29 protein-coding genes are annotated in these 25,262 nt (G+C 48.8%); 27 read left to right on the top strand and 2 right to left on the bottom strand.

What is annotated here, in order from left to right:
- The first annotated feature begins 6 nt into the window (after nucleotides 1-6).
- The 15 genes from ACFTRD_RS27195 to folE2 all read left to right on the top strand — a co-directional run bounded on the left by ACFTRD_RS27195 (nucleotide 7) and on the right by folE2 (nucleotide 14,817).
- On the top strand, nucleotides 7-1,308 hold the full coding sequence (locus tag ACFTRD_RS27195; RefSeq protein ID WP_379385510.1) for an opine metallophore biosynthesis dehydrogenase: 1,302 nt from the start codon (nucleotides 7-9) through the stop codon (nucleotides 1,306-1,308).
- A 44-nt stretch (nucleotides 1,309-1,352) separates the two neighbouring features.
- Entirely contained in the window at nucleotides 1,353-2,975 is a 1,623-nt protein-coding gene (gene cntA / locus ACFTRD_RS27190; RefSeq protein WP_379385508.1) for a staphylopine-dependent metal ABC transporter substrate-binding lipoprotein, read from the top strand.
- A gap of 13 nt (nucleotides 2,976-2,988) precedes the next feature.
- Nucleotides 2,989-3,921, top strand: coding sequence for a nickel/cobalt ABC transporter permease (gene opp1B, locus ACFTRD_RS27185; protein WP_379385506.1), 933 nt, complete (start codon nucleotides 2,989-2,991; stop codon nucleotides 3,919-3,921).
- Nucleotides 3,921-4,808 (top strand): staphylopine uptake ABC transporter permease subunit CntC, encoded by an 888-nt coding sequence (gene cntC, locus ACFTRD_RS27180; RefSeq protein WP_379385504.1) that lies wholly within the window; start codon nucleotides 3,921-3,923, stop codon nucleotides 4,806-4,808. Before opp1B ends, cntC begins: the two co-directional genes overlap by 1 nt.
- A complete protein-coding gene (gene cntD / locus ACFTRD_RS27175) occupies nucleotides 4,789-5,634 on the top strand; it encodes a staphylopine uptake ABC transporter ATP-binding protein CntD (protein WP_379385501.1) in 846 nt (281 codons plus the stop codon). Before cntC ends, cntD begins: the two co-directional genes overlap by 20 nt.
- A complete protein-coding gene (locus ACFTRD_RS27170; protein ID WP_379385499.1) occupies nucleotides 5,600-6,364 on the top strand; it encodes an ABC transporter ATP-binding protein in 765 nt (254 codons plus the stop codon). Before cntD ends, ACFTRD_RS27170 begins: the two co-directional genes overlap by 35 nt.
- Nucleotides 6,361-7,557, top strand: a complete 1,197-nt coding sequence (gene cntE, locus ACFTRD_RS27165; RefSeq protein WP_379385497.1) for a staphylopine family metallophore export MFS transporter CntE — start codon at nucleotides 6,361-6,363, stop codon at nucleotides 7,555-7,557. The genes ACFTRD_RS27170 and cntE (ACFTRD_RS27165) overlap by 4 nt, the downstream gene beginning before the upstream one ends.
- Before the next feature lie 27 nt (nucleotides 7,558-7,584).
- Nucleotides 7,585-8,811 carry a staphylopine family metallophore export MFS transporter CntE gene (cntE, locus tag ACFTRD_RS27160; RefSeq protein WP_379385495.1) on the top strand — a complete coding sequence of 409 codons (1,227 nt, stop codon included), beginning with the start codon at nucleotides 7,585-7,587 and terminating at the stop codon, nucleotides 8,809-8,811.
- A 161-nt stretch (nucleotides 8,812-8,972) separates the two neighbouring features.
- Complete coding sequence (locus ACFTRD_RS27155) at nucleotides 8,973-9,125, top strand: hypothetical protein (RefSeq protein ID WP_379385493.1); 153 nt, start codon at nucleotides 8,973-8,975, stop codon at nucleotides 9,123-9,125.
- A gap of 42 nt (nucleotides 9,126-9,167) precedes the next feature.
- Nucleotides 9,168-10,364 carry a GTP-binding protein gene (locus ACFTRD_RS27150; RefSeq protein ID WP_379385491.1) on the top strand — a complete coding sequence of 399 codons (1,197 nt, stop codon included), beginning with the start codon at nucleotides 9,168-9,170 and terminating at the stop codon, nucleotides 10,362-10,364.
- Between the two features lie 27 nt (nucleotides 10,365-10,391).
- Entirely contained in the window at nucleotides 10,392-10,661 is a 270-nt protein-coding gene (gene rpsN, locus ACFTRD_RS27145) for a 30S ribosomal protein S14 (RefSeq protein WP_379385489.1), read from the top strand.
- 5 nt (nucleotides 10,662-10,666) lie between these two features.
- Entirely contained in the window at nucleotides 10,667-11,803 is a 1,137-nt protein-coding gene (locus tag ACFTRD_RS27140; protein WP_379385487.1) for an NAD(P)/FAD-dependent oxidoreductase, read from the top strand.
- Nucleotides 11,797-13,467 carry a nucleoside recognition domain-containing protein gene (locus tag ACFTRD_RS27135; protein ID WP_379385485.1) on the top strand — a complete coding sequence of 557 codons (1,671 nt, stop codon included), beginning with the start codon at nucleotides 11,797-11,799 and terminating at the stop codon, nucleotides 13,465-13,467. Before ACFTRD_RS27140 ends, ACFTRD_RS27135 begins: the two co-directional genes overlap by 7 nt.
- A gap of 26 nt (nucleotides 13,468-13,493) precedes the next feature.
- A complete protein-coding gene (locus ACFTRD_RS27130) occupies nucleotides 13,494-13,826 on the top strand; it encodes a DUF3024 domain-containing protein (protein WP_379385483.1) in 333 nt (110 codons plus the stop codon).
- A 46-nt stretch (nucleotides 13,827-13,872) separates the two neighbouring features.
- Nucleotides 13,873-14,817 carry a GTP cyclohydrolase FolE2 gene (gene folE2, locus ACFTRD_RS27125; protein WP_379385481.1) on the top strand — a complete coding sequence of 315 codons (945 nt, stop codon included), beginning with the start codon at nucleotides 13,873-13,875 and terminating at the stop codon, nucleotides 14,815-14,817.
- A 148-nt stretch (nucleotides 14,818-14,965) separates the two neighbouring features.
- Here folE2 and ACFTRD_RS27120 read toward each other — a convergent pair whose 3' ends face one another.
- Nucleotides 14,966-16,015, bottom strand: a complete 1,050-nt coding sequence (locus ACFTRD_RS27120) for a substrate-binding domain-containing protein (RefSeq protein ID WP_379385479.1) — start codon at nucleotides 16,013-16,015, stop codon at nucleotides 14,966-14,968.
- Between the two features lie 262 nt (nucleotides 16,016-16,277).
- Here ACFTRD_RS27120 and modA point away from each other — a divergent pair, with 262 nt between their 5' ends.
- Both modA and modB read left to right on the top strand, forming a co-directional pair.
- Nucleotides 16,278-17,150 (top strand): molybdate ABC transporter substrate-binding protein, encoded by an 873-nt coding sequence (modA, locus tag ACFTRD_RS27115; protein WP_379385477.1) that lies wholly within the window; start codon nucleotides 16,278-16,280, stop codon nucleotides 17,148-17,150.
- Nucleotides 17,147-17,830 (top strand): molybdate ABC transporter permease subunit, encoded by a 684-nt coding sequence (gene modB, locus ACFTRD_RS27110; RefSeq protein ID WP_379385475.1) that lies wholly within the window; start codon nucleotides 17,147-17,149, stop codon nucleotides 17,828-17,830. The genes modA and modB overlap by 4 nt, the downstream gene beginning before the upstream one ends.
- Nucleotides 17,831-17,973: 143 nt before the next feature.
- Here modB and ACFTRD_RS27105 read toward each other — a convergent pair whose 3' ends face one another.
- Nucleotides 17,974-18,510: a GNAT family N-acetyltransferase gene (locus ACFTRD_RS27105; protein WP_379385473.1), complete on the bottom strand. Its 537-nt coding sequence runs from the start codon at nucleotides 18,508-18,510 to the stop codon at nucleotides 17,974-17,976.
- Between the two features lie 269 nt (nucleotides 18,511-18,779).
- Between ACFTRD_RS27105 and ACFTRD_RS27100 the strand changes: the two genes are divergently transcribed.
- The 10 genes from ACFTRD_RS27100 to ACFTRD_RS27055 all read left to right on the top strand — a co-directional run bounded on the left by ACFTRD_RS27100 (nucleotide 18,780) and on the right by ACFTRD_RS27055 (nucleotide 25,224).
- Nucleotides 18,780-19,109 carry a hypothetical protein gene (locus ACFTRD_RS27100; protein WP_192270446.1) on the top strand — a complete coding sequence of 110 codons (330 nt, stop codon included), beginning with the start codon at nucleotides 18,780-18,782 and terminating at the stop codon, nucleotides 19,107-19,109.
- A gap of 278 nt (nucleotides 19,110-19,387) precedes the next feature.
- Nucleotides 19,388-20,227, top strand: a complete 840-nt coding sequence (locus ACFTRD_RS27095) for a transporter substrate-binding domain-containing protein (RefSeq protein WP_379385471.1) — start codon at nucleotides 19,388-19,390, stop codon at nucleotides 20,225-20,227.
- Nucleotides 20,228-20,253: 26 nt separating this feature from the next.
- Nucleotides 20,254-20,997: an amino acid ABC transporter permease gene (locus tag ACFTRD_RS27090; RefSeq protein ID WP_379385469.1), complete on the top strand. Its 744-nt coding sequence runs from the start codon at nucleotides 20,254-20,256 to the stop codon at nucleotides 20,995-20,997.
- 4 nt (nucleotides 20,998-21,001) lie between these two features.
- Nucleotides 21,002-21,712, top strand: coding sequence for an amino acid ABC transporter permease (locus ACFTRD_RS27085; RefSeq protein WP_379385467.1), 711 nt, complete (start codon nucleotides 21,002-21,004; stop codon nucleotides 21,710-21,712).
- On the top strand, nucleotides 21,709-22,461 hold the full coding sequence (locus ACFTRD_RS27080) for an amino acid ABC transporter ATP-binding protein (protein ID WP_379385465.1): 753 nt from the start codon (nucleotides 21,709-21,711) through the stop codon (nucleotides 22,459-22,461). Before ACFTRD_RS27085 ends, ACFTRD_RS27080 begins: the two co-directional genes overlap by 4 nt.
- Nucleotides 22,462-22,582: 121 nt before the next feature.
- On the top strand, nucleotides 22,583-22,870 hold the full coding sequence (locus ACFTRD_RS27075; protein WP_192270441.1) for a nucleoside-diphosphate sugar epimerase: 288 nt from the start codon (nucleotides 22,583-22,585) through the stop codon (nucleotides 22,868-22,870).
- A 23-nt stretch (nucleotides 22,871-22,893) separates the two neighbouring features.
- Entirely contained in the window at nucleotides 22,894-23,232 is a 339-nt protein-coding gene (locus ACFTRD_RS27070) for an alpha-helical endospore appendage domain-containing protein (RefSeq protein ID WP_379385463.1), read from the top strand.
- A complete protein-coding gene (locus ACFTRD_RS27065; protein ID WP_192270437.1) occupies nucleotides 23,229-23,528 on the top strand; it encodes a hypothetical protein in 300 nt (99 codons plus the stop codon). Before ACFTRD_RS27070 ends, ACFTRD_RS27065 begins: the two co-directional genes overlap by 4 nt.
- A 1-nt stretch (nucleotide 23,529) precedes the next feature.
- On the top strand, nucleotides 23,530-23,871 hold the full coding sequence (locus ACFTRD_RS27060) for a hypothetical protein (protein ID WP_379385461.1): 342 nt from the start codon (nucleotides 23,530-23,532) through the stop codon (nucleotides 23,869-23,871).
- A gap of 258 nt (nucleotides 23,872-24,129) precedes the next feature.
- A complete protein-coding gene (locus tag ACFTRD_RS27055) occupies nucleotides 24,130-25,224 on the top strand; it encodes a CgeB family protein (RefSeq protein WP_379385459.1) in 1,095 nt (364 codons plus the stop codon).
- The last annotated feature ends 38 nt before the right edge of the window (nucleotides 25,225-25,262 follow it).

Here is a 25,262-nt window from a genome sequence, read left to right as displayed (position 1 = left end):
GCTTATATGAGCGGATTTCAGAAAATCTTGTTACTTGGCACAGGTCCTGTATCCATTCAATTGGCAGTAATGCTCAAAAAACAACTTAATTGTCGCGTGGGCGTAGTGGGAAGGGAATCGGTGCGTTCAGAATCTTTTTTTGAGGCCATTCGGCAAAGTGACGGATTCATTGGAGCAAGCATTCAAAATGAAAAGCATCGGCCGTTGGCGGGTGAATGCTTCATCGACCAGGTGTTTAAGGGATACGAGACCATTGAAGGCGAATGGGATACGCTTATTTTCGCTGTAACAACCGATGCTTACATCGACGTATTGAAACAAATGAATGAACACTTCATCAAACAAGTGAAATGCATCATTTTGGTCTCTCCAACCTTTGGCTCCAACATGCTGGTAAGCCAATATGTGAGACAGCTGCATGCAGATACGGAAGTCATCAGCTTTTCTACCTATTTGGGGGACACCCGATGGGTGCTCGATCAACCGTCCAATCATGTGATTACAACAGGGGTCAAGAAAAAGGTCTACATTGGTTCTACTTCAACTCCATCTGAACATGTGGACAGACTGTGCAAGATGTATGAGCCATTGGGCATTGCACTGGAAGTTATGCCTTCTGCAATCGAGGCAGAAACGAGAAATATTTCTTTATATGTGCACCCACCGTTGTTCATGAATGACTTCTCATTGGATGCCATCTTCGGAGTGTCAGACATTCGGAAATATGTATACAAAATCTATCCCGAAGGTCCGGTAACTCAATATTTAGTTCGGGACATGCGGGCGCAGTGGAATGAAATTATGACGATTACAGATCGGCTCCGTATCAAGGATGTCAATCTGCTGCAATTCATGACAGATGATAATTATCCGGTGCGATTGGAGAGTTTATCACGCCAGGATATCGAAAATTTTAATCAGTTGCAGGACCTTCATCAAGAGTATTTATTATACATACGATACACCTCGCTATTGATTGATCCCTTTTCGGAACCGAATCCGGAGGGTAAGTATTTTGACTTTTCGGCTGTTCCCTTCAGGAAGATGTTCATCAATCAGGATGGATATTTGGACATTCCCAGAATGCCGAAGGAGGATTATTACCGCATCAAAATCATTCAGGGCATTGCGAGGCACTTGGTGGTTCATTGTCCAACCATCGATACGTTTATTGCCAAATATGAGGCGAAGCTTCAAGAAGTCGCTCGCATTCACCCGGATCAGAATCTGTCCGATGCTTTTGTCGTGCAATCCTTCGCTGAAGACATTCGGATGATCTGCTCAGGTCTGGCGAACAGCAAGGTTTAATTACATCTCAATCTATATATCTTTCATCATCAGGAGGAAATGTTGTGAAAAAGGGTAGTGCTTTTCGTTTTTTATTATTGCTAGTGTCCATTATTACCGTCATTGCCGGATGCGGTCAAAAAGAGGGTACTAACTCCAATACCGAGTCTGCGAGTAGCGAGGTCAAAACTGAACTCATTTATGCATCCGCCAAGGATATTAATGATATGAATCCTCATCTGTACACAGGTTCCATGCCAGCACAGGGGATGATTTACGAATCTTTGGTTGAGAACACGGTCGATGGAATCAAGCCATTGCTGGCGGAATCATGGGATATTGCTGAGGACGGGAAAACGTATACGTTCCATTTGCGGCATGATGTGAAATTCCATGATGGTGAACCGTTTAATGCTGAGGCGGTCAAACAAAATATCGATGCAGTTCAGGCGAATGCCGAAAAACATGCCTGGATTAAGCTGTCGACCAAAATCGTAAGTACAAAAGTCATGGATGAATACACATTCGAACTGGTGCTTTCCGAGCCCTATTATCCAGCTCTGGTGGAGCTGTCCATGACCAGACCGTATGTATTTATATCACCCAAGGATTTTACGAACGGAGGCACGAAAGACGGGGTGAGTGGCTACCATGGCACAGGACCCTACAAGCTCACTGCACATAAAATCGATGAGAATGCAACGTTTGAAGCGAATGAAGAATACTGGGGCGGCCCACCTGAGATCCAAAAAATCACGTCCAAGGTTCTGCCAGCAGGAGAAACGACATTACTCGCATTACAGAAGGGTGAAATCAACTTTGTGTTCACCGATGATCGGGGGGCGGACAGCATTGATGTTGAGGCCATGAATCAATTGGCTGACTCGGGTGATTATCAAGTGGTTCGAAGTGAAGCGATGAACACGAATATGATCGTAGCCAATAGCAGCAGAGCGGATAACCCGGTCCACGAAACGGCTGTTCGCGAAGCCATCTGGCATGCGATTGATCGGGAAACGATCAGCAATGATATTTTTAATGGAACCCAGGCCGTAGCGGACACCTTATTCTCATCAAACGTCAATTATGCAGATGTCGAGTTAAAGAAGCGGGAGTATAGCCCGGAAACGGCAAAAGAGCTTTTGGAAAAAGCGGGCTGGACCCTATCAAACGCGGAAGCAGTGAGGACAAAGAATGGTCAGCAATTAGCCATGACCCTGTATTATGACAGTAATTCATCTTCGCAAAAAACACAGGCGGAATGGATCCAGCATGCCTTAAAAGGATTGGGCATTCAATTGGAGATTGTCGGAGAGGAATCCACTTCCATCGCAAACAGAAGGGCAACCGGGGAATATGATCTGTTATTCAACCAAACCTGGGGACTGGCGTACGATCCACAGAGTACCATCTCTGCGTTTACTTCGGATTCCGCCTATAAGCATACAACAAGTGGCCTTGCCCAAGCGGATGAACTGTACAAGAAAATTGATGAAGTCATGGTGTCCACAGATGAGGCTTCCCGCCAATCCCTGTACGCCGACATTATGAAAATCGTGCATGATGAAGCTGTGTTTATTCCGATTACCAATGGACGGGTTACTGTCGTGGCTCCTAAAAATCTGGACGGAATCTCATTCAAACAGACTCAATATGAACTGCCATTTGAGCAAATGAATTTTAAATAGAGCGGGGATGGATATGGGAAGTTATATAGTCAAACGGATATTGCTCGCCATACCCTTGCTGTTCGTCATTTCATTTATAACGTTTGTACTCATTAATCTTTCGCCCCTGGACCCCGCTGTAGTTGTGTTACAGGCACAGGAGGTTCCTCAGATTACGGACGAATTAATCGCCCAAACGAATGAAGCTTTAGGATTTGATAAACCCTTCTTCGTCCAGTATGTGAATTGGTTGATCGCCTGTATGCAGTTTGATTTTGGCAGCTCATATGTATCTGGTGAACCGGTATGGTCCCTGGTAGGTCCGGCTTTCCTGAACACATTAAAGTTAACGCTGGTATCATCGGTGTTCATTATTGGGTTGTCCATCCTGTTGGGTGTGATCTGTGCCATGAGAGAAGGAAAAGTCATCGATAAATCGGTCAGAGGCATCTCGTTTGTCCTGACCGCAATGCCATCCTACTGGCTCGCGGCCATCCTGATCTGGACTTTTTCCGTCAAACTGGACTTGTTGCCTACAAGCGGCATGGGCTCATTGAAGAGCTACATTCTGCCGGTAATCGTGATCACGGTGAGTTATACAGGCATTTATTTCAGAACCGTCAGAAGTTCAATGCTAAGCAATATGAATGAGGATTATGTGCTCTATGGACGGGCAAGCGGCTTAAGTGAGCGGAAGGTGACCCTGCATATTTTACGAAATTCGCTGCAAGTGGCGGTATCCATATTTTGTATGGCCATTCCTATCGTGCTCGGTAGCACCGTCGTCATTGAAAATGTGTTTGCCTGGCCGGGACTCGGGAGGTTGAGCGTGAGGTCCATACTTAGCCGGGATTTCCCGATTATTCAGGCGTATGTTCTTATTTTGGCCGTAACCTTTGTGCTGTTTAATACGATTTCTGACGTGATCAATGCGGCGATGAATCCCAGGTTAAGAAAGGATCTCTGATGCGATTATTACGAAATTTAAGCAAAGACAAGCTTGCGATGACATCGCTCGCTGTCATTGTGATCATTATTGCTGCGGGCATATTTGCCCCATTGTTTGCACCCCATGACCCGGAGGAAGTGAATATGAAGCTACGATATGCGTCCTCCTCCTGGACCTATTGGTTAGGAAATGACCATTTGGGCAGATGTGTGTTATCCAGACTCATTTATGGTATTCGTCCCAGCGTCCTATGGGTTTTGGTTGCATTGATGATGTCTGTTCTGGTCGGAGCTATCGTTGGATTTATTGCGGGTTATTTCAAGGGGAAGACAGATGCCTGGATTATGAGAATATGTGATGTCATGTTGTCTTTTCCGGGGTACGTCATGACACTGGCGGTGGTCGGTATTTTAGGTGCGGGACTTGAACATATTCTGATTGCGTTTGTGGTTATGAAATGGGCGTGGTTTGCCCGCGTCATTCGAACATCCGTGATGCAGTTCTCCGAGATGGAGTATGTGAAATTCGCCAAAGCCTCTGGCATTGGCAGCCTTAGCATTATCATCAAGCATATTGTTCCGGTTACATTTGCCGATGTTGCGGTGATTGCGAGTGGTTCCATGTGCTCAATGATGCTGCAGATCTCGGGGCTTTCCTTTCTGGGTTTGGGAATCCAGGCTCCTCATGCCGAATGGGGGATGATGCTGAATGAGGCAAGGCAAGTCATGTTCTCCAGACCGGAGCTGATGCTGGCCCCTGGACTGACCATTGTCATTGTCGTGTCGGCTTTTAATTTCTTATCGGATGCGCTTCAGGTCGCTTTGGACCCCCAATTAATGACTTCTCAAGGCAAGCTTCGTAAAAAAGAGGTGGGAAAGGCCGTTTATGAATATAGTAGAGGTTAAAAATTTGAAAATATGGGATGCCAATACAGACAAGGTCATTATTCATAACAGTTCATTTCAGGTCAAACAAGGAAGCTGTCTGGCCATTGTCGGGGAAAGTGGAAGTGGCAAGTCCGTCACATGCAGGTCCATTATGCGTTTGAATAAACCCTGGATTCGCCAATCCGGAACGATTCTCTTCAAAGGCGAGGACTTGAACCAGCTTTCCGAACAAGAGATGAGACGAAGAAGAGGCAAAAACGTATGCATGATTCTGCAAAATGGCATGAGCGCTTTTGACCCGTCTTCAGTAATCGGGGTGCATATTCGAGAGACGCTCCAGACGCATTTCGACTGGAATAAAAGAGACTGCGAGCGGAGGATCATTAGCGCCATGGAAAGTGTCATGTTAAAGCATCCACAGGAAATTCTGAATCAATATCCACATCAGCTATCGGGTGGCATGTTACAGCGAATCATGATTGCATTGGCACTTGTATTGGAGCCGGATCTGATCATTGCGGATGAACCGACAACGGCGCTGGATACGATCTCTCAATATGAAGTGGTGGAACAATTGATTCAACTGCGCGAGCGAATGGGTTGTTCCATGCTCTTTATATCCCATGATCTCGGTGTGGTTCAGAAAATTGGGGATGAAGTGATGGTCATGAAAGACGGAGCCGTTGTCGAAAGCGGGGACATTCGGTCTGTTTTTACGAAGCCGGAGCATGCCTATACTCAATATTTGGTTTCCACCCGGTTGGAGCTGAGCAATCATTTCAGGAAATTGATGCAGGGAGGGGATACAGATGCTCAAGGTGGATGGGATCGAAAAGTCCTATAAACAAGGCGGATTGTTCTCCAAACAAAGGCAGCAGGTGTTGAAAAAAGTGTCATTTGAATGCCAGCATGGGGAGTGCCTCGGCATTATCGGCGAAAGTGGAAGTGGCAAGTCCACGTTGGGACGTTTAATACTGGGTATTGAAAAGCCTGATCGCGGTCGTATTTTATTTGAGGGGAAAAACGTGAATAATCGCCGCGTGCGAATGGGCAGTATCAGTGCCGTATTTCAAAATTATACGTCCTCCATTAATCCATTTCTAACGGTGGAGGAAGCCATCATGGAGCCCCTTAAGGCTCAAGAAAAAGTGGAAGCGGATATGCAAAGCAAGGTGGATACATTGTTGCATCAAGTGGGATTAGACCTGTCCTACAGGCTCAAATATCCGCATGAATTATCCGGTGGAGAGGCTCAGAGAGTATGTATAGCAAGAGCCATTTCCACAGAACCCCGATGCATTGTATTCGATGAAGCCATCAGTTCTCTGGACGTGTCTGTGCAGATTCAGGTGCTGCGATTGTTAAAAGAACTAAAGCAACTCTATCAGATGAGCTATGTGTTCATTACGCATGATATTCAGGCGGCAGCCTATATTTGTGACAGGGTACTTATTTTCAGGGACGGTCAGATTGAGGAAATGGTACCTATTAAGCAGCTGAAGGATGTTCAGTCCGATTATGCCAGAAAATTATTAACCTATTTAATTACATTCGAGGGGGAGGACCAAGGATGAGTGGAGCGATGTCTTGGCCTTTTCTGCGTTTGTACATCCTCGTTCTTCTGTATTTTAGTGCAAACGCCATTCTTAATGTGATTATCCCTTTACAGGGTGAATCCTTGGGAGCGAGCAGTACAACCAGTGGGCTGATTATGGGTGCCTATATGTTTACGACCATGTTTTTCAGACCATGGGCAGGGCAGATCATTCAAAAGCGCGGGCCGATTAAAGTGCTGCGTTTTATTCTGATTATTAATGGTTTTGCCCTGATTTTATACACGTTTACGGGTCTCGGAGGCTATCTGTTGGCTCGTATTTTACAAGGGGTATCGACGGCTTTCTTCTCAATGGCTTTACAGATTGGCATTATCGATGCCCTGCCGGAGAAGGACCGTTCCCAGGGCATTTCCTATTATTCATTGTTCAGTTATATTCCTGGCATTGTGGGTCCTGTCCTCGCGTTAGGGATCTGGCAAACAGGTGGCATGGATTATTTTACAGTCGTCCTGATCGGTATTGCCGTCTGCACAGGCGTCTTCGGGTATACCGCCAAAATGGACAAGAGCAAGGAGCAGCCTCCTGCTGGTAATCCAGCCGAGCAGAACGTTAGCATGCTTCAATCCTTTCGTCAGTTGGTGCAAAATCCATTTTTGTTTAGATGCAGTATATTGATGCTAAGTGCTTCCGTTGTGTTCGGTGCAATCACGACCTTTATTCCCCTCTACGCCAGTGAATTGCCAAGTGGCAATGCGGGTGTCTATCTGATGCTTCAGGCGGGAACTGTTGTGCTCGCCCGGATCATGTTACGTAAAAAAATCCCTTCCGATGGCAGGTGGCATGCACCTTTTATCATGGGAACGATGTTCTTGTTGGCAATAGCCGCACAATGTGTCAGCTGGGCGGTCACAGGAGGGGCGGCCCTTCTGTACGTGGGGGCATTCTTGATGGGCATTGCTCAATCCATCCTCTATCCAACGTTAACCACCTACCTGTCGTTTGTGTTGCCACAGCTGAATCGGAATGTGTTGATCGGTTTATTTATTGCGACAGCAGATCTGGGTGTATCTCTGGGCGGTGTGTTGATGGGACCGATCGCTGATCTATCCTCCTATTCATTTATGTACATGATTTGTGCTATCCTAGGGGCGGTGATGATTGCTTTTGCCTATGAACGAAGAAAACCAGTCACAGATATGTCTGTGGGTTAACTGCAAGAAGAAAGCGGGGACGATGTTTTGAAGTCTTCTGTAACGGCGAACGGCAAATTAAACCCGGTATCCTTTTCACTTATCCGGTTTTATCTGTTGGCCTTTTTATTTTTTGCCGCGAATTCGGCTTTGACGATTATTCTGCCTTTGCGGAGTGAAGCAGCGGGGTTGAACCAGGCCGAGATTGGTCTGATGATGGGTGCGTACATGTTTACGTGTATGCTTCTAAGGCCTTTTGCGGCGCAGCTTCTGGGGCGTTACGGTCCGCTCGTTGTGATGAAATGGCTGTTGATTTTGCATGCTGCAACGTTGCTGTTGTTTGTTGTTTTTGGTGTGGAGACGTATTTGTGGCTGCGGGCGCTGCAAGGTGTAGCTACGGCCTTTTTTTCCATGACGATGCAGGCTGGCATTGTGGAAAAGCTGGAGGATAAGGACCGGGCTCAGGGATTGTCTATGTATACCCTTTTTACGATGGTCCCGTCTCTGGTCATTCCCATACTCGCCATCCAGATCTGGGAAAATGCCAGTGACATTTGGTTTACTTTGCTAATGATCAGTTTGGCGGCCCTTCCGCTCCTGATCGGCTATAACGTGGACTTGCCCCGAAGCACGGTACAGAATAAATCGTATACGCTCGGGGATATGGTGCGGTCATTCGGTGGCATCTGGCGCAGCACACCACTGCTGATCAGCAGCGTTGTTATGCTGTTTGCTTCATGTGTATTTGGAGCGACAGCAACTTTTCTTCCGCTGTACATGGTATCGACCGGGCTGGCGAGTGCTGGGGTGTTTTTAACGATCCAGGGGCTGGTTGTCATTCTGTGCAGATTCATTATGCGCAAAAAAATCCCTTCCGACGGCAGTTGGAATACGTGGTTGATGGCCGGGCTGCTGCTGTGTGCAGCACTGGGAACCCAATTGCTCGCACTGCTGGAGACGATCGGTCCACTGGTGTACCTGTCCGCGGTGTTCAGCGGTTTTGCCGTGGCATTGCTGTACCCAACATTAACTACCTATTTGTCATTTGTGCTGCCTGCCGATTCCAGATATGTGCTGATGGGTATTTTCATGTCCTCGTATGATCTGGGCTTCTCCCTGGGCGGGCTTGCGATGGGTCTGATTGTACAAATAAGCTCGTATTCCGCCATGTTTACGATCTGCACACTTCTATCCATTGCAGGAATGATTTTCGTCGTGGCTTTCAGGCAACGAATGGAAGCCGGTAATAGGGCCAGGTCCGTGGCTGCGAACTGATGGGATGGTGTCGTGCAGAGATATGTTATTGCATGTGATGATAAATAACAACACGGCCGATCGTACGGCATATATAAGAACAAGACTTAAAGGCTTAAAGGCTTATGGACTGACTTTTCCTGAGTCGTATCATTATGATGCGAAGATTCAGGAAACAGGCCATGGGTCTTTTTTGGGCTGGTATTGCGGCAACAGCGATCGGAAGACGATCCGTGACCAAAGCGTCCACCTCGCACGAGAAAAACAAAAATGATTTGACAACGTCGTTCAACAGCATTATAGTCATTGTTGTTAATCGTAATAATTACTATTAAGGTCAGTGGCATATGACCACAAACCATAAGGAGTAGATACACATGACACAAAAACAAGTTCCGGTAACTGTTCTTAGCGGTTACCTCGGCTCAGGTAAAACGACGGTTCTGAATCACGTGCTGCACAATCGACAGGGGCTCAAGGTAGCCGTCATCGTCAATGACATGAGCGAGGTGAACATTGATGCTGCCCTGGTGAAAGGGGAAGCGACATTGTCGCGTACCGAGGAAAAGCTGGTGGAGCTGTCCAATGGCTGCATCTGCTGCACCTTGCGGGATGATCTGATGCAGGAGATAGAGAAGCTGGTGAACGAAGGCAGGTTTGATTATATCCTGATTGAATCTACAGGCATCAGTGAGCCTGTGCCGGTAGCGCAGACCTTTACATATGCCGACGAGGAGTCGGGTATTGATCTGACAAGTCTGGCGAAGCTGGATTGTCTGGTGACGGTCGTGGATGCGAATCGCTTCTGGCATGATTTTGCCTCTGGACAGAGCCTTCTGGATCGGAATCAGGCTACCGGGGACGAAGATACCCGTGATGTAGTGGACCTGCTGATTGACCAGATTGAGACATGCGATGTTCTGCTGCTTAACAAGTGTGATCTGGTCGATGACGTGGAGCTGAACAAGCTTGAAGGTGTCATCCGTAAGCTTCAGCCGAACGCCAAAATCATTCGGACCGTGAACGGACAGGTTAACCCGTCTGAAATTTTGAATACAAGTCTCTTCGACTTCGAGAAAGTTAGCATGTCAGCCGGATGGATTCAGGAGCTGGAGAAGGAATCACATACACCGGAGACCGAGGAATACGGCATTGGTTCCTTCGTGTATCGTCGCCGAAAACCATTTCACCCCTCGCGCTTGGCTGATTTCATGAGCTACTGGCCGGAAGAAGTAGTACGTGCCAAAGGCTTGGTATGGCTGGCGGCTGAAGGGGATGTGGCTGCAAGCCTGAGCCAGGCGGGTTCATCCATTCAGTTCGGTCCTGCTGGACATTGGGTCGCGGCGTTGCCGGAAGCGGACAAGGAAGAAATTTTGCGTACCGAGCCGGATGTGTTGGAAAAATGGGATGCACAGTGGGGAGACCGGCAGACTGAACTGGTCATGATCGGAATTGAAATGGAACGTGCCATCATTGAAGCAGAACTGGACCAATGCCTGCTCAGCGATGAAGAAATGCAGGCCGACTGGGGGCATTTCGACAATCCGCTGCCTTGGCCAGTTGAAGTCGTATAAATTAAATTCATTAAGGAGCTGTAATCCATGGCTAAAAAATCAAAAGTAGTACGCGAAAAACAACGTCAGGCCATCGTAGCCAAGTATGCGGAGGTGCGTCGTGAGCTGAAAGAAAAGGGTGACTATGAAGCACTGCAGAAATTGCCGCGCAACGCTTCTCCGACCCGATTGAAAAATCGCTGTGAACTGACGGGCCGCCCGAGAGGATATTTGCGCAAGTTCAAGGTATCGCGGATTGTGTTCCGTGAGCTGGCCCATCAAGGGCAAATTCCTGGCGTCACGAAATCCAGCTGGTAAGACGCATGCATGATTCTTTTGATTATGATTGCGTGATTGTTGGAGGGGGGCCAGCCGGAATCGGCATGGCCTCTGTCCTGCAGGATCTGGGGCTGTCCCGTTTTACCGTGCTGGAACGGAGTGAAGTGGGGGCCACTTTTCTCGCGTGGCCGGAGGAAATGCATCTGATCACCCCTTCGTTTACAAGCAACGCCTATGGCATGATGGATCTGAACTCCGTGGCTCTGCATACGTCTCCTGCATATACGTTGGGAACAGAACATCCAACAGGGGTGGAGTATGCGAAATATTTGCAGGTGGTGAGCCAGTTTAAGAAATTGCCTGTACAGACGGGCGTGGACGTTTCGGAAGTGATTCCTGAAGAGAATGGCTTCCGGGTTGTGACATCCAATGGACAACTGCGCACACGCTTTGTCGTCTGGGCAGCCGGTGAATTCCAGTATCCGAGACTGGACCCGTTCCCTGGCGCCGAATATGGTGTGCACAGCAGTTTGTTTTCCAGTTGGACGGCGGTTCAGGGAGAGGAATGTGTCATCGTTGGTGGCTATGAGAGCGGTGTGGATGCAGCCATTCACCTGAGTAAACTGGGGAAAAACGTAACGGTAATTGACCGGAATGGACGAGGACTCGCCAAAGGCAGCAGTGATCCCAGTGTGGAACTGAGCCCCTATACCAAGGATCGCCTTCGCGCGGCGATGATGGATAAGCGAATACACATGATGCAAGGTTATGAGGTCAAATGGATTGAACCGGATGAACCGGGCGGTTATGTTCTCTATTGTGAGAACGATTCCGGAGAGTCCCGCTTGCTTAAGACGGGTCAGGCTCCTGTTCTGGCGACCGGGTTCCGCAGCAGTCTGCACCTGATTGAGAAACTCGTCGAGCGCAGCAAGGAAGGTCAGCTGCAATTGGGAGCGGCGGATGAATCGACGATTGCCCCCGGACTGTTCATTACGGGACCACAAGTCATGCATGGTCAACTCCAATTTTGCTTCATTTATAAATTTAGACAGCGCTTTGCGGTTGTGGCCCAGGCCATGGGTGAGAGACTCGGGCTGGATCTGACTCCGCTGGAAACTTATCGCAAAGAAGGCATGTTTCTTGATGATCTGTCCTGCTGCGGTGAAGACTGCACATGCTGAATTCGGTTGTGGAGCAACCCGAAGAACTTCGTCAAGTGGTGCTGGTTGGTTTCGAATCCGCAGGTAAATCGGCTCTGTTTCGGGGACTCACGGGCAGAGATACAGGCGAAGAATCCAATGTTCGGGGCTCCACGGTGACTGTCCGCAGGGCAGAACTGCCTGAACAGCAGCTTGAGCTGGTCGATACGCCTGGAATCCGGTTGAAGGATGACAGTGTCACGACAACGCTGGCCCTAAATCAACTCGCAGCGGGTGATATGGTTGTCTTGGTGGTACGCGGCACGGATGTCGTGCAGGAGCTGCCTTTACTACTCGGCATGCTGGATGTCACAGGCAAAAATGCTGTATTGGCGCTTACGTTTGCGGACAAATGCGGACCGGGGTTAACGGCTCAGGTTGATTATTATCGTAAAGGCCTGGGGATTTCCGTCCTGCCCTTCAATACAAGGGAAATGGACGGAAATGCCCATAGGCTGTTATGCCGAGCGATCGTTGCCGCCAGACCTATGAAGAGGCATCCGGAGCTCGCATCACCACCTGAATCCCCTGTGATCGAACCGCAGACAACGATGTTTGAGCATACGGTTTGGGGACGTTTTGTGGCTTTGGCTGCATTGGTATTATTATTTGCAGCTCCGGTGTATGTGGCCTATCTGTTCTCCGGCTGGATACAACCACTTGCAGATGCCTGGATTCTTGAACCGCTCCATCCCATGACTGTGGGGTTATGGAACCCGCTGCAGACGATAATGTTTGGAGATTACGGCATGATTAGTCTGGGATTGTATTCGTTGATCTGGGCATTCCCAGTCGTATTCCTGATTGGGGTCAGTGTAGCGGTGACAGAGGAGAGCGGACTGAAAGATCGGGTTACCGACTCGCTGGATGGGTGGATGCGCAAAATCGGCATGAACGGAAAGGATCTGATTCCGGTCCTCAGCGGTTTTGGCTGCAATGTCGTGGCTGTGTTCCAGAGCCGTACCTGCAGCTCCTGTACACGAAAGTCCTGTGTTTCAATGATCTCCTTCGGTTCGGCGTGCAGCTACCAGATTGGAGCTTCTCTATCCATATTCAGTTCCGGTGGCAAGCCGTGGCTGTTTTTTCCTTATATGCTTGTACTGGTACTTGCGGGCGCAATTCATACGCGTCTGTGGAATCGAAATCGACTGGATGACACGCTCCCGTTATATGCCAACCGTACATTTCTGCAAAAGCCATCATGGCGCTCTGTAAGCTGGCGCGTTCGGTCTGTCATGAAGCAGTTTCTCGTGCAGGCGATGCCTATTTTCATCGGTATTTGTGTGGTGGCCACGCTGCTGGAGCAGATGGGGGTGCTGTCTGCCCTGACTGGCGCGTTGACGCCAGCACTTGCGATCTTTCATTTGCCGAGTGATGCGGCAGGCGGTATTTTATTTTCCATTTTAAGAAAAGACGGGTTGTTGGTGCTGAATCAGGATCAGGGTTCCTTTGTTGCAAGCTTGAGTGGTGGACAGCTGTTTGTCCTTGTATATCTGGCTTCGACGTTAACGGCATGTCTGGTAACCATGTGGACCGTACGCAAGGAGTTGGGAGCAGCCATTGCCGCACAACTGATAGGCAGACAGCTGCTAACGTCACTGGGCAGTGCATTTGTACTGGTATGGGTGTGGGACTGGATTGCGTAACGATGTGGAGGAAAGGGGGAATCACCATGCTGGACTCGTTTACCATTCGGAGAATTCAGTCGGTGCTGGACGGTTATATTCACGAGAAGGTGCCGGCTCCCCTGCGAACGATGGTGAAATTAACGTATGAGTTGAATAAAAATGAAGTGATTTTGACCGAGGAAAGATCTGCTGAGGAACGCTATCAGTGGGACAAGCTGCCCATTGCCCGATTTTACTGGGAAGGGAATCAGTGGAAGGTATATGCGAAAGGTGATCACAGTAGCTGGAATGTGGTAGACGTCATTGAGCCTTGTCCTGATTTTGAAGTTATGCTGGAGCAGGTTGAGCGGGACGAGGCGGGTCTGTTCTGGCGTTGAGTGCGCAGCGGTTAACGGGAATATATGATGAAGGGAGGGCATTGGAATGCAAAAGGAGCAGCAGGATAACAGGAGTAACCAAGTAGCGAGCGATGCTTTGATCATGCCGGATAAAGCCGAGCGTTTGCGGTTATTCGGCTCTGTTGATCCGATACACGGAGATAAGCCTGTACGGAAAGAAGAGATGCAGGATTTGCAGAATAGCAAAAATGATTTTCTGTTTGAGCTGCAACAAGTGGGGATTGATCAGGTGAAGTATCCTCTGGATGTCATTTCGGCCAAAGATCCCGTGAAATTGTCCAGCATCGGAAATTTTCGGCTGACGACTTCGCTGAATCGAGAATCCAAAGGCATTAACATGAGCCGCCTGATGGAGCGGCTTCAGAAGAGTCGCAGTGAAGGACTGAGTGACCGAATTCCGGATCTGATTGCGCTGACGCAGCAGATGGCCGAACAGATGAATCAGCCGAAGGCAGAGCTGAACGTAACCTATCCTTGGTTCTACGAGCGAACCGCGCCTGTAACTGGTTTGTCGGGACTAAATCATTCGTTGGCTACGGTTCATGTTATCTGGGAAGCTGGCAAATCCCCCGTTCTGAGAACGGGTTTACATATACAGATCACGACGTTATGTCCATGCTCGAAGGAGATCAGCGAATATAGTGCACATAACCAGCGAGGTTTATTGCGTATCCAGGTGCAAGGTGACCCGGGAGATGCATTGCCGGGCTATTGGAAGGAAGAGCTGTTGAATGTGGCCGAATCCAATGCAAGCAGCTGCCTATATCCTGTACTCAAAAGGCCTGATGAGAAACGGGTCACGGAACGCGCATATGAGAACCCGCGGTTTGTGGAAGATATCGTCAGGCTGGTGGCGGCAGACCTGTATGAGAAGCACTGGGTACGCAAATTTAAGGTGGACTGCAGGAATGAAGAGTCCATCCATCAGCATGATGCGGTAGCTCGCATTGTGTATGACAAGTCGAGATAGCGATGCCTGATGGCTACGGAATTCATTTTATATCTCCTTATAATCTAAAGAAAAACAGAAGAAACGCCATCAGAGAATTCAGAGGCGTTTCTTTTGTTTTTTCTTTAATTGTTAATTCCTAATTCCCATGAGCAATTCAGGTGTCGAGCTAGACTTCGTACAAAATTTCGCCTGTGCGGGATACATCATATCCCTCAAATGATTGCAGCTCGTGCCTGAATTCCGGTGATTGCAGAATGCGCAGTACCGATTCGGTCCAAGCTTCGTTTCCCTTTTTCTTCAACATCACCAGATCGTACCGTTCCTGAACGAGTGGAATAAAATCAACCTGACCAACAAGCCGTGCAGCTTTCTCGCTGCCAATTCCCACATCGGCTTCACCGGAGCTGACCTTGGCGGCTACCCCCATATGACTGGTTTCTTCCACGTCATATCCGATCAGATGGGAGGCTGGAATACCGTGCAGACGCAATTGTTCATCCAGCAATACACGTGCCCCGGACCCCTTCTCCCGGTTCGCCAATCGAAGCTCCGGCTGCATCAGATCTGTCCAGTTCTGCAAACCGCGAGGATTACCGCGTTGTACATACAGCCCGGCAGGCCGTGTCAGCAAATTCACGACGACATAAGACCAGCCAATCAGGATTTTACGAATGTAGGGCAGATTATATTCTCCTGTATCTCCATCAAGCAGATGGGTACTGACGAGATCGGACTCTCCCCGATACATGGAGATCAAGCCGTCCAGACTGCCCATGAAAGAACGCAGCGGACGAATATCCCGTGTTTGCTTCTCCATATAGCGCATGAGAATATCCAGGCTGACATCCTGGCCCGTAATGACCAGATGTCGAGCCGAATGGGCTCCCGAAGTGTTGCTCGTCATGGAAGATGAAGCTGTGAATGTCCCTCTGGGTAGAGGAGAAGCACTTGCAGCGGCATGATTGGTCGGATCGCTTCCCGTCCCGGGATAAGATTCAGAGGGGGGAACTGAATCCACTGCGGCCCGGTGCGTTGGCGATTGAAGCTGCTTGGAGCGCTGTTTATATGCTTCCAGATCAGTAGCGTCAACACGCATCTGTTTGCCAACGCGATAAGCAACGAGGTCTCCTTTTTTGATCAGATCGTAGACCGTCAGTTTGGATATTTTGAGCAGCTTGGATATTTCTTCGGTGGTATAGGATTGCTCCTCCGTCATCAGTGAAGATCCTCCTTCAAGGTGCAGATCATATATCTATTCGTTCATCAACGCTCATCATTCCTGATCAACGGTGTAGTCTCTTGTACTATACCATTAACAGCAAGAAGGTATAAACTCGTCTATGGCATTTCAGCGATGGTGGGCCTGTCCCTCAAGAGGTGCTTCAATGAGTACCTTCCCATTTCAGTGATCTTATGTATAATGAAATATAACTATTTATATCTAAATATAATCAAACATAACTTTGGGGGAGAAGTGGATGAAAAAGAGTATCGGATATGTGTTAGGGAGCATGTCACTTGCATTGGCTATTTTATTGAGTGGTTGCGGCGCAAGTACGGGCAGTACGGATACATCCACAGCAACGGAACCAACCACTTCATCCCCAGCGGCATCAGGTGAGGGAGCAGCAACTGAGAATACCGAGCCGCAGGAAACAGTGGAGTTGACGATCTCGGCAGCAGCCAGTTTGACCGATGCGATGAAGGAGATTGAGACGAATTATGAGATGTCTCATCCGTATATCGAACTTAATTTCAACTTTGGTGCATCAGGAGCATTGCAACAGCAGATTGAACAAGGTGCGCCAGCAGATATTTTTGTAGCGGCTGCGACCAAAAATATGAACGCGCTCGTAGATGAGAAATTGATTGCATCCGGTGATCAGAAGAATTTGCTGCAAAATTCATTGGTAGCCATTATTCCAGCGGATAGCTCAGATACCGTAACAAGCGAAAAGGATCTGACGAGCGATTCCATCAAAACAGTAGCGATCGGCATTCCGGAAAGTGTTCCAGCGGGAACTTATGCGCAAGAAGCGCTGACGAATGCCAAACTGTGGGATCAACTGAAAGGCAAGCTAGTACAGGGGAAAGATGTAAGACAGGTACTGCAGTACGTAGAGACGGGCAATGCGGACGCGGGATTTGTGTACAAAACGGATGCACTCACTTCGGATCAGGTGAAAATTGCATTTGAAGTGGACAAGAACAGCTATACACCTGCCAATTATCCAGTAGGGATTATTGAGGGTACGAAGCACCGGACAGAAGCAGAACAATTTTACACGTATTTGCAAACGCCTGAAGTGCTTGATGTCTTCGCCAAATACGGGTTTTCCATTCCGGAATGAATGTGAGCGCGATCGACTGGACGGTATTCTGGCCACCGATTCGTCTTTCCCTTCAGGTTGCCCTGCTGTCCAGCGTAATCGCAGCGGTGGCGGGCATCACTGTGGCCTGGAAGATGTCACGCGCATCGTTCCGGGGGAAGATTTTTTTGGAAACGGCATTTATGCTCCCGCTCGTGCTTCCGCCGACTGTGGTCGGATTTATTTTACTCGTGTTATTGGGTCGTAAGAGCCTGCTGGGACAGTGGATCGAGGCCATCTTCTCCGCGCCTGTCATTTTCTCCTGGTGGGCTGCCGTGATTGCTTCTGTGGTGGTCGCTTTCCCATTGGTATATCAGACGATGAAATCCGGTTTTAGCGGGATTGATCGGGATCTGGAAGATGCAGGCCGCTCCATAGGAGCGAATGAATGGCAGGTATTTCGTTATATCTCGCTTCCGCTTGCGGGCAGAGCATTGATGACGGCTTTCATCCTGGGTTTCGCTCGTGCACTGGGGGAATTCGGGGCTACACTCATGATTGCAGGTAATATTCCGGGCAAAACGCAAACCGTACCCACTGCGATCTATGTTGCTGTGGATTCGGGCAATCAGACGATGGCCTGGGCATGGACAGGCTCCATTATTATCATTTCGTTTATCATGCTGCTCTTAACCAGACAGCCGCGTGACGGGAAGGCTTAATTTGGGCCATTTAAAGTGAAAGTGATAGGGATCAGCATTCAAAAACCCGCTCAAGGAATCTTTCCTCGGAGCGGGTTTTCATTTACGCACGCCGCGTATATCGGATATCATGTAAGTTTGCGCTCATTCAAGCTGTTCTTTGCTTATCCTGTTTGGCTAGAGGGAGTCGTATAACGGGAAGGGTCCAGCGTTTTGACCATAAACACAATTTCTTCCTGCTGTTCAGCGGTCTGTACCGTTTTGGTATGAAAAGCTTCATATCCTCGCCGTTCATACATGGGAGCAAGCCAGGGATGGCGGGTCGCCGTCGCCAGAAATACGGCAGGTGCATCAAGCTTTTGCAAAATGATATGTTGCTCTACCCAATCCAGCAGTTTGGAGCCATAACCCTTGCTTTTATGGTCTGGACTTACCGCGAACCAGCGGATGAAAGGATAAGGGCTGATGGCCTGCCGCTGTGCATCTTCGGCTCGGTCAAGAGTAACGGTAGCGATGACTTCTCCCTCTTTTTCAAGAAGATAGCATTCATGCTGTACAATATTATTCTGAATGACTTCCAGTGTAGCGTGTCCGGCGGGAAAAGGAATGTTCAGGGCCCGAATCGTCTCATAGGCATTCACAGTTACGGCCAGCAGTTGTGCGGCATCTTCAATCGTAGCCAATCGGTATTGTTCGGTCATGGTCGATCAATCCCTTCTGTACATAATAATAACTATTCCAACCTGTTAAGTTGGTTTATCATATATTGGAGTTATTTTAGCATGAATTTCAAAGGGGGAATATAAATCTCGAATCAGATCTGTCTATAGGTGCATCGAAAGCTTCTATATGCAAAAATAACAAAACTTTTTCCATAATTTAATCGTTCAGGACTCGCCTAAAGTATGCTCTATCCTGTAAAATAGAAGTGACTGATTCCAGCCAAGAACTGAAATGAGGAGAGACGTTTATGAATACTAAACCGGATTGCAGTGTATCGTTGCAAATCGACGACTATCTGGATCTTTTGCATTTTGCTATTCAAATTGAGGATCAGGAATGGCAGCAGTCCCTTATCCACCAACTCAAGATATTTCAGCCGGAAGCGGAGCAGCGCACACCTGAACAAGAATTATGGATGAGATTAGATTATATCAACAGCAAATTGACAGGTCTCTGCCACCAGATTCATGCAGCACATTCCAAAGATGAACGCGAGAAGTTTGAAGAACGAATCGAACGCTTGCAATTGCAACGTGTGGAAGTGGCGCGTAAAATTAAATGGGCCAGCCGCAGATAGATGCGTGTGTTAAATTAAAGGATTCCGTATTTGAAGAAGCTGTCCAGTTCCGGATGGCTTCTTTTTGATTTGCTCTTGGATCAGGTATTGCTTACGCATAGAGAAAATCTATAACGTTATCAGGATGTCCTATTAGCATATATATTGCCTCGATATGATATACAGTGCTATTCTTTGATCAACCTAATTCCGACTATACAAGTATGAATGGTTTGTTAAAGTCGGCTGGTGTAGACATTATATTGGCTGTGAATCACAGCTTATGGAGGAGAATGGGAATGGTAAAAGAGCGGGGGATTCAGAGAATACGGACAGTGCTGCTGTTCATGACGATGCTGGCGGTGCTGGCAGGATGCAGCTCAGGCAATGCAGCGAAAGAAAGTGACACAGCTTCGGCATCCGGTGAAGATAAAGTAAAGAAGATTATCGTGGGTACGGGCACGCAGTTCCCGAATGTTTGTTTCATTGATGAGAATGGCAAGCTGACAGGTTACGATGTAGAGCTGATCCGCGAGATTGATAAACGGTTGCCTGAGTATGAATTTGAATTCAGCACCATGGAGTTCAAAAACCTGCTGTTAAGTCTGGAAACGAAGAAGATTGACCTGATCGCTCATCAGATGGAAGTAAATGAAGAACGACAGGCCAAGTTCCTGTTTAATGATGAAGCCTATAATATTTTCCCCAATAAAATTGTCGTCAGTGAGAAAAATCAGGACGTAAAATCCATCGAGGATCTGAAGGGTAAAAAACTGATTGTCGGGGCTACGAGTAATGCGGCCGTATTGGCTGAGAAATGGAATGCAGCGAATGGCAACGCCATTGATATTGTCTATTCTGGAGCAGGTGAAGATACGAATACCCAGATCAAAACAGGGCGGGTAGATGCAACCATCAGCACGCAGTTTGCCATTGATTATCAGAACAAAGTGGTGGATGCCCAGTTGAAAACTGTGGGAGACGCTCTGTCCAACTCCAAAGTGTATTTCATCCTGAACAAGGACGAGGAGGAGCTCAAAACGAAAGTTGATGAAGCCCTCAAATCAATCAAGGAAGATGGAACATTGAGCAAATTGAGCACAGAATGGCTGGGAGCGGATTACACGGTTGAGGAATAGTTCGGTGGGAAAGGTGAGCGACGGTTATGGGTAAATCATTCGATCTGTCATTGGTTCTGGATTTCGTCCCTGAACTGCTGCGATATTTGCATATTACACTGATTGTGCTGGGCGGTTCCATTGTGCTTGGCCTTGCGGGCGGTGTGCTTCTGGCGGTTCCGAGATTATACCGGATTCCGGTACTGAGCCAGCTCGCGACCCTGTACGTCTCTTTCATGCGGGGCACGCCGATTCTCATCAAGTTGTTCCTGGTCTATTACGGATTACCTGAATTGCTTAAACCGATGGGCATTGATCTGTCGAGGACCGATCCGCTGGTATTCGTCATCGTGACTTATGCGCTGAGTGATGCAGCGTCCTTTGCCGAAATCTTTCGCGGAGCTGTACGCAGTGTGGACAAGGGACAGACGGAAGCAGCCTACGCTGCGGGCTTGACCACATTTCAGTCGTTTCGGCGCATTGTTGTGCCGCAGGCGCTCATTGTTGCTTTTCCCAATATGGCGAATACGTTGATTGGCTCGTTAAAGGATACGTCACTTGCTTTTTCCATTGGAGTCATGGACATGGTGGGCAGAGGACAAACGCTGATCTCGGCTACATCGCATGCGCTTGAAGTGTATATCAGTCTGTCAGTCGTTTACTATATTATCGTACTTGTCCTTGAAAAAGGCTTTGCGCTGGCAGAACGCAGACTCCAGCGTCATGAACGTAAGCGGGAAGTACGCGGGCCGGCGGTAAGAGCTGAACGCCTGAAACGAATAGCGGGGTGAGTGAATGTCTATTGATTTCAACTTTATCTACACATCCTTTTTCCAGATTCTAAAGGCATTGCCACTGACACTCGTCATTACGATTGTACCGTTGATCGCAGGCTTTGGCGTGGGTCTGTTCACGGCTCTGGTTCGCATCGATCAGGTTTCGTGGGTCCACCGAATTGCTGCGTTTTATGTTTCGTTTTTTCGTGGTACACCGATGCTAATGCATCTGTTTCTGATCTATTATGGAATTCCGTTGATCATCGATAAGCTCGCTGCCCGGTACGGCTGGGCTTTTCAATCTTCTTCCATTCCGATTCTGGTATTTGTACTGTTTGCCTTCTCGTTAACGGCAGGAGCCTATATGTCTGAGATTATTCGTTCCGGCATTCTCGCGGTGGACACGGGGCAGATGGAGGCTGCACATGCCGTAGGCATGAGTACATCCCAGGCGTTGAGACGGATTATTTTACCACAGGCGATTGGTGCGGTTTTGCCGAATCTGTGCAGCATGTTTGTTGGTTTTCTGCATGGATCAACACTTGCGTTTACCGTTTCCCAGATGGATATTCTCGGCAAAGCGGATGTGGTTGCTTCGGTCAGCCTGAAATTTCTGGAGGCTTTCATTGCTGCCGCCTTGATCTATTGGGGTCTGACGGTGATCGCCGAACGGATTACAGCTTTGCTGGAACGCAGAGTTGCCGTGTACAGCAAAGGAGGGGTGTCATGATATCACTGACGAATATACACAAGTCGTTTGGTCAGCAGGAAGTGCTGAAAGGTATTGATTTGACTGTGGAGCAGGGGGATGTTGTTGCCATTCTTGGACCGAGCGGGTCGGGTAAAACAACATTGCTGCGCTGCGTGAATTTCCTCGAACGTGCCGATGAGGGCAAGGTTCAGATCAGCGGATTAACCATAGACTGCAAGCATGCGCGTAAACATGACATTATGCAGTTGAGACGGAAAACAGCTATGGTATTCCAGCATTATAATCTGTTCAAGCATAAAACGGTGCTGGATAACGTTACGGAGGGATTGATTATAGCCCAGAAAATGTCCAAAGCAGACGCTCGGGAACGTGCCTTGCGTGTGCTTGAACAAGTCGGACTTTCTTCCAAAATTAATGAGTATCCCAGTATGCTGTCAGGTGGACAACAGCAGCGGGTAGGCATTGCACGGGCGCTGGCACTGAATCCCGAGGTGATACTGTTTGATGAGCCTACCTCAGCGCTTGACCCGGAGCTGGTGGGCGAGGTACTTTCCGTCATTCGATCGATTGCCGAGGAAGGCATCACAATGATTGTGGTCACCCATGAAATGGGCTTTGCTCGTGAGGTGGCGAATCGAGTTGTTTTCATGGATGGAGGATCGATTGTGGAGGAAGGAACACCGGAAGAGGTGTTTTTGCGTCCCAGACAGGAACGAACCCGCCAATTCCTTAGTCGATATTCTTCCGACTGGAGTTACGTTATTTGACGATATAGGCGCAAGCTGGAGTAACTGACGATCCCGGCCCGGCATATGCTGTAGCAGGCAAATGCTGATAGGCCGGGTTTTTCTATGGGTGAAGCAGGCCGTGACGGTAAGGAGGAGGACCATGCAGAGCAAAATCGATGAAATCATCACACATATTGCACATTCTCACCAGCAGATTGCACGTGTACTGGATGCCAAACGGCAGGTCGCTGTGCGCATGTCTGAAATCATCAATCATTTGCCGGATATCGAACCGGAGCTGGATGGCGTTGACGGTCTGCTGGATAGCTCGGGACAGATCAACAAAAGCATCATCTCCTATTTGGGAGGCCTTGCAGACCTGGAAGAAGCCGTAGCCGAAACGCTTACCCAAGTGATGCGGGAGATGGCAGGTCAAGAGGAAGAATAAGCCCGGAAGGCGGGTGAAAGGACATGAGCAGAGAACAAAGCCTCATCCTGATGTTGGATGCAGCGGCCAAAATGCAGTGGAATATTGCTCTCATTCTGGAGGCTAAGGCGGTTGAAGCTGAGAAAGTAAGGAACTGGGCGCTAAATCATCTGAACGGTGAAGCCTTTCTAACCCATGGCGATCAGGTGGCCGAACCGCTTAAAATGCATGATCAGCTGGTGGAAATACTGGAAGGATTGACCCGGATGGAAACCGGACTGTGCAACAACTTGAAAGCGATCATGGTGCAGGACGATGGTGAAGAGGGCGGAATGGACAGCGGCATGTTTGGCGGAATGGATATGGGGGATCTCGGAAAATGAGTTTGTTGCGGCGTGAGCAGGAAGCGAAACTGGCCCTCATTGAATCCATTGCACATAGTCAGCAGGCGCTCGCCCGTATTCTGGACAGTGTGGCCAGCGTGTCTGCCCATTCGGAAGTATCCGCCCGCAGTCTGGCCGAGAATATTCGTTTGCTGAGCCGTTATCAAGAGGAGATGTCCCGGATGGTTACGGGTATAAGGCTGGCCCGGATCCAGCAAGGGGAGCCTGGGACGCCTTGGCTCAGAGACCCTGGCTATGCGATACGCATGGTCCGGAATATACAGGAGGAATGTTGACATGTTAAAGAAGAAAAAAATACGTCTGAGAACCAAAAGAGCTTTGCTTGTCCGTAGTGCCCGTCTGCGTAAAATCCGTAAGCTGCGTGCGGCCAAAGGCAAACGTGTACTGCATAAGCGTACCCTCAAAGGGCGTAGTGCGTGGCTCAAAAAAAAGAAACGTGCGGTAAGGCGGCACCGGAGTCCGAAGCCCGCACAACCTTTCGTCCCGGCTACCCCTACCGATCCGAACCCGGACAGTGCTTACAGCCAGGGCTACAACGAGGCGTACAACGAGGGATTCAACGCGGGTTTCGCCAAGGGATTCGAGGACGGACATCAACTGGCTTACAAAGCGCAATAACAGAATAAGTGTGCATTTACCTGTTGGTTATAGATGCATGTCCAGTATGTGACAATTGCCCGGGGGGATAGATCCTTCCGGGTTATTTGCTTTACCGCAGAAGCGGACATGCCCGTGCAGGCGGATGTGGAGGGCAGACGCCAATTTTACACCTTGCAGGACACCCGTCCATGATGCATCTGACCCCGAGGCATATCCTTTAGAGGGAACACCAATCTCGGGGAGAATCTGATATCGGATCTCCTGAAGGAAGACAGGGTGAAGGATGTGGCAAAACGACGACACCGACCGCCTACAGAAGCGGAGACGGCATACCGCGGCGGATATGCAGAAGGCCGCAGATATGGCGGCTGTCAAGCCATGATGGAGCGAGTGGAGATGTTTGAGCCGACCGTGCGGGATATGAAAGTGCTGTATATCCCGCAGGGATTCGATGCCATCGATGAAGGCGTTACTGTGGCACTGCAGCAATCTGTACGTGAGTGTGTTGTCGGATCGCCGGCAACCATGCTGCAGGATGCCAGCCAGCACAGGCCAGACCTGGTATTGGTTATGAATGGACTGCATGTATTTCCTCCCGATCATCTGGAACAGGTAAACGGTATAAGGGCAATGGGTATTCGAACGGCGGTATGGTTTGTGGATGATCCGTATTTTACCGAAGATACGACAACCATCTGTCAGCATTATGATGTCGTGTTCACCCATGAGGAAGCGGCCGTACCCTTCTATACGGCACATGGAGCGAATCGAGTAATTTATATGCCGCTCGCTGTGAATCCGGGGATGTATCAACCAAGGCGTACGGCACCTCAGCATCAGTACGACATTTGTTTTATCGGCACCGGGTTCTGGAACCGCATCTCGCTGTTCGACGAGCTGGCTCCTTTTCTGGCAGACAAAAAAGTGTTTATTGCCGGCAGCCAGTGGAACCGTCTTACACGCTTCGATGTTCTTGGTCGCTTCATTCATGAAGGCTGGATTGATCCCGGAGCAACCGTAGATTATTACAACGGCGCCAAAATCGTCATTAACATTCACCGGACTTGCGAAAATGGAGAGGACAATCGCAATACACATCATCTCGAAGGTCATTCCATTAATCCGCGTACGTATGAGATCAGTGCCTGCGGAACGATGCAGATTACGGATGCGCGCCAAGATCTCACCCGTTATTACCGGCCTGGATATGACATTGAGACCTTTACAACGGCGGCTGAGCTCCAGCGCAAAATCAAGTATTACCTGCACCATGAGGAAGAACGGCAAGCCTTGGCTTGGCGGGGGCTGCTCACCACGATGAACCAGCATACGTTCACCCGTCGTATCGCCCAGCTGCTGGAGCATGTGTAGAGATGCCATCTGCATTACAGAAGTAAAGAGAATCCTAT

The organism is Paenibacillus sp. NPDC056933 (genome assembly GCF_042674385.1).
In the GTDB taxonomy this organism is placed as follows: Bacteria; Bacillota; Bacilli; order Paenibacillales; family Paenibacillaceae; genus Paenibacillus.
The sequence above is the reverse complement of the archived record's forward strand: the minus strand, read 5'-3'. Positions and strand labels throughout refer to the sequence as shown.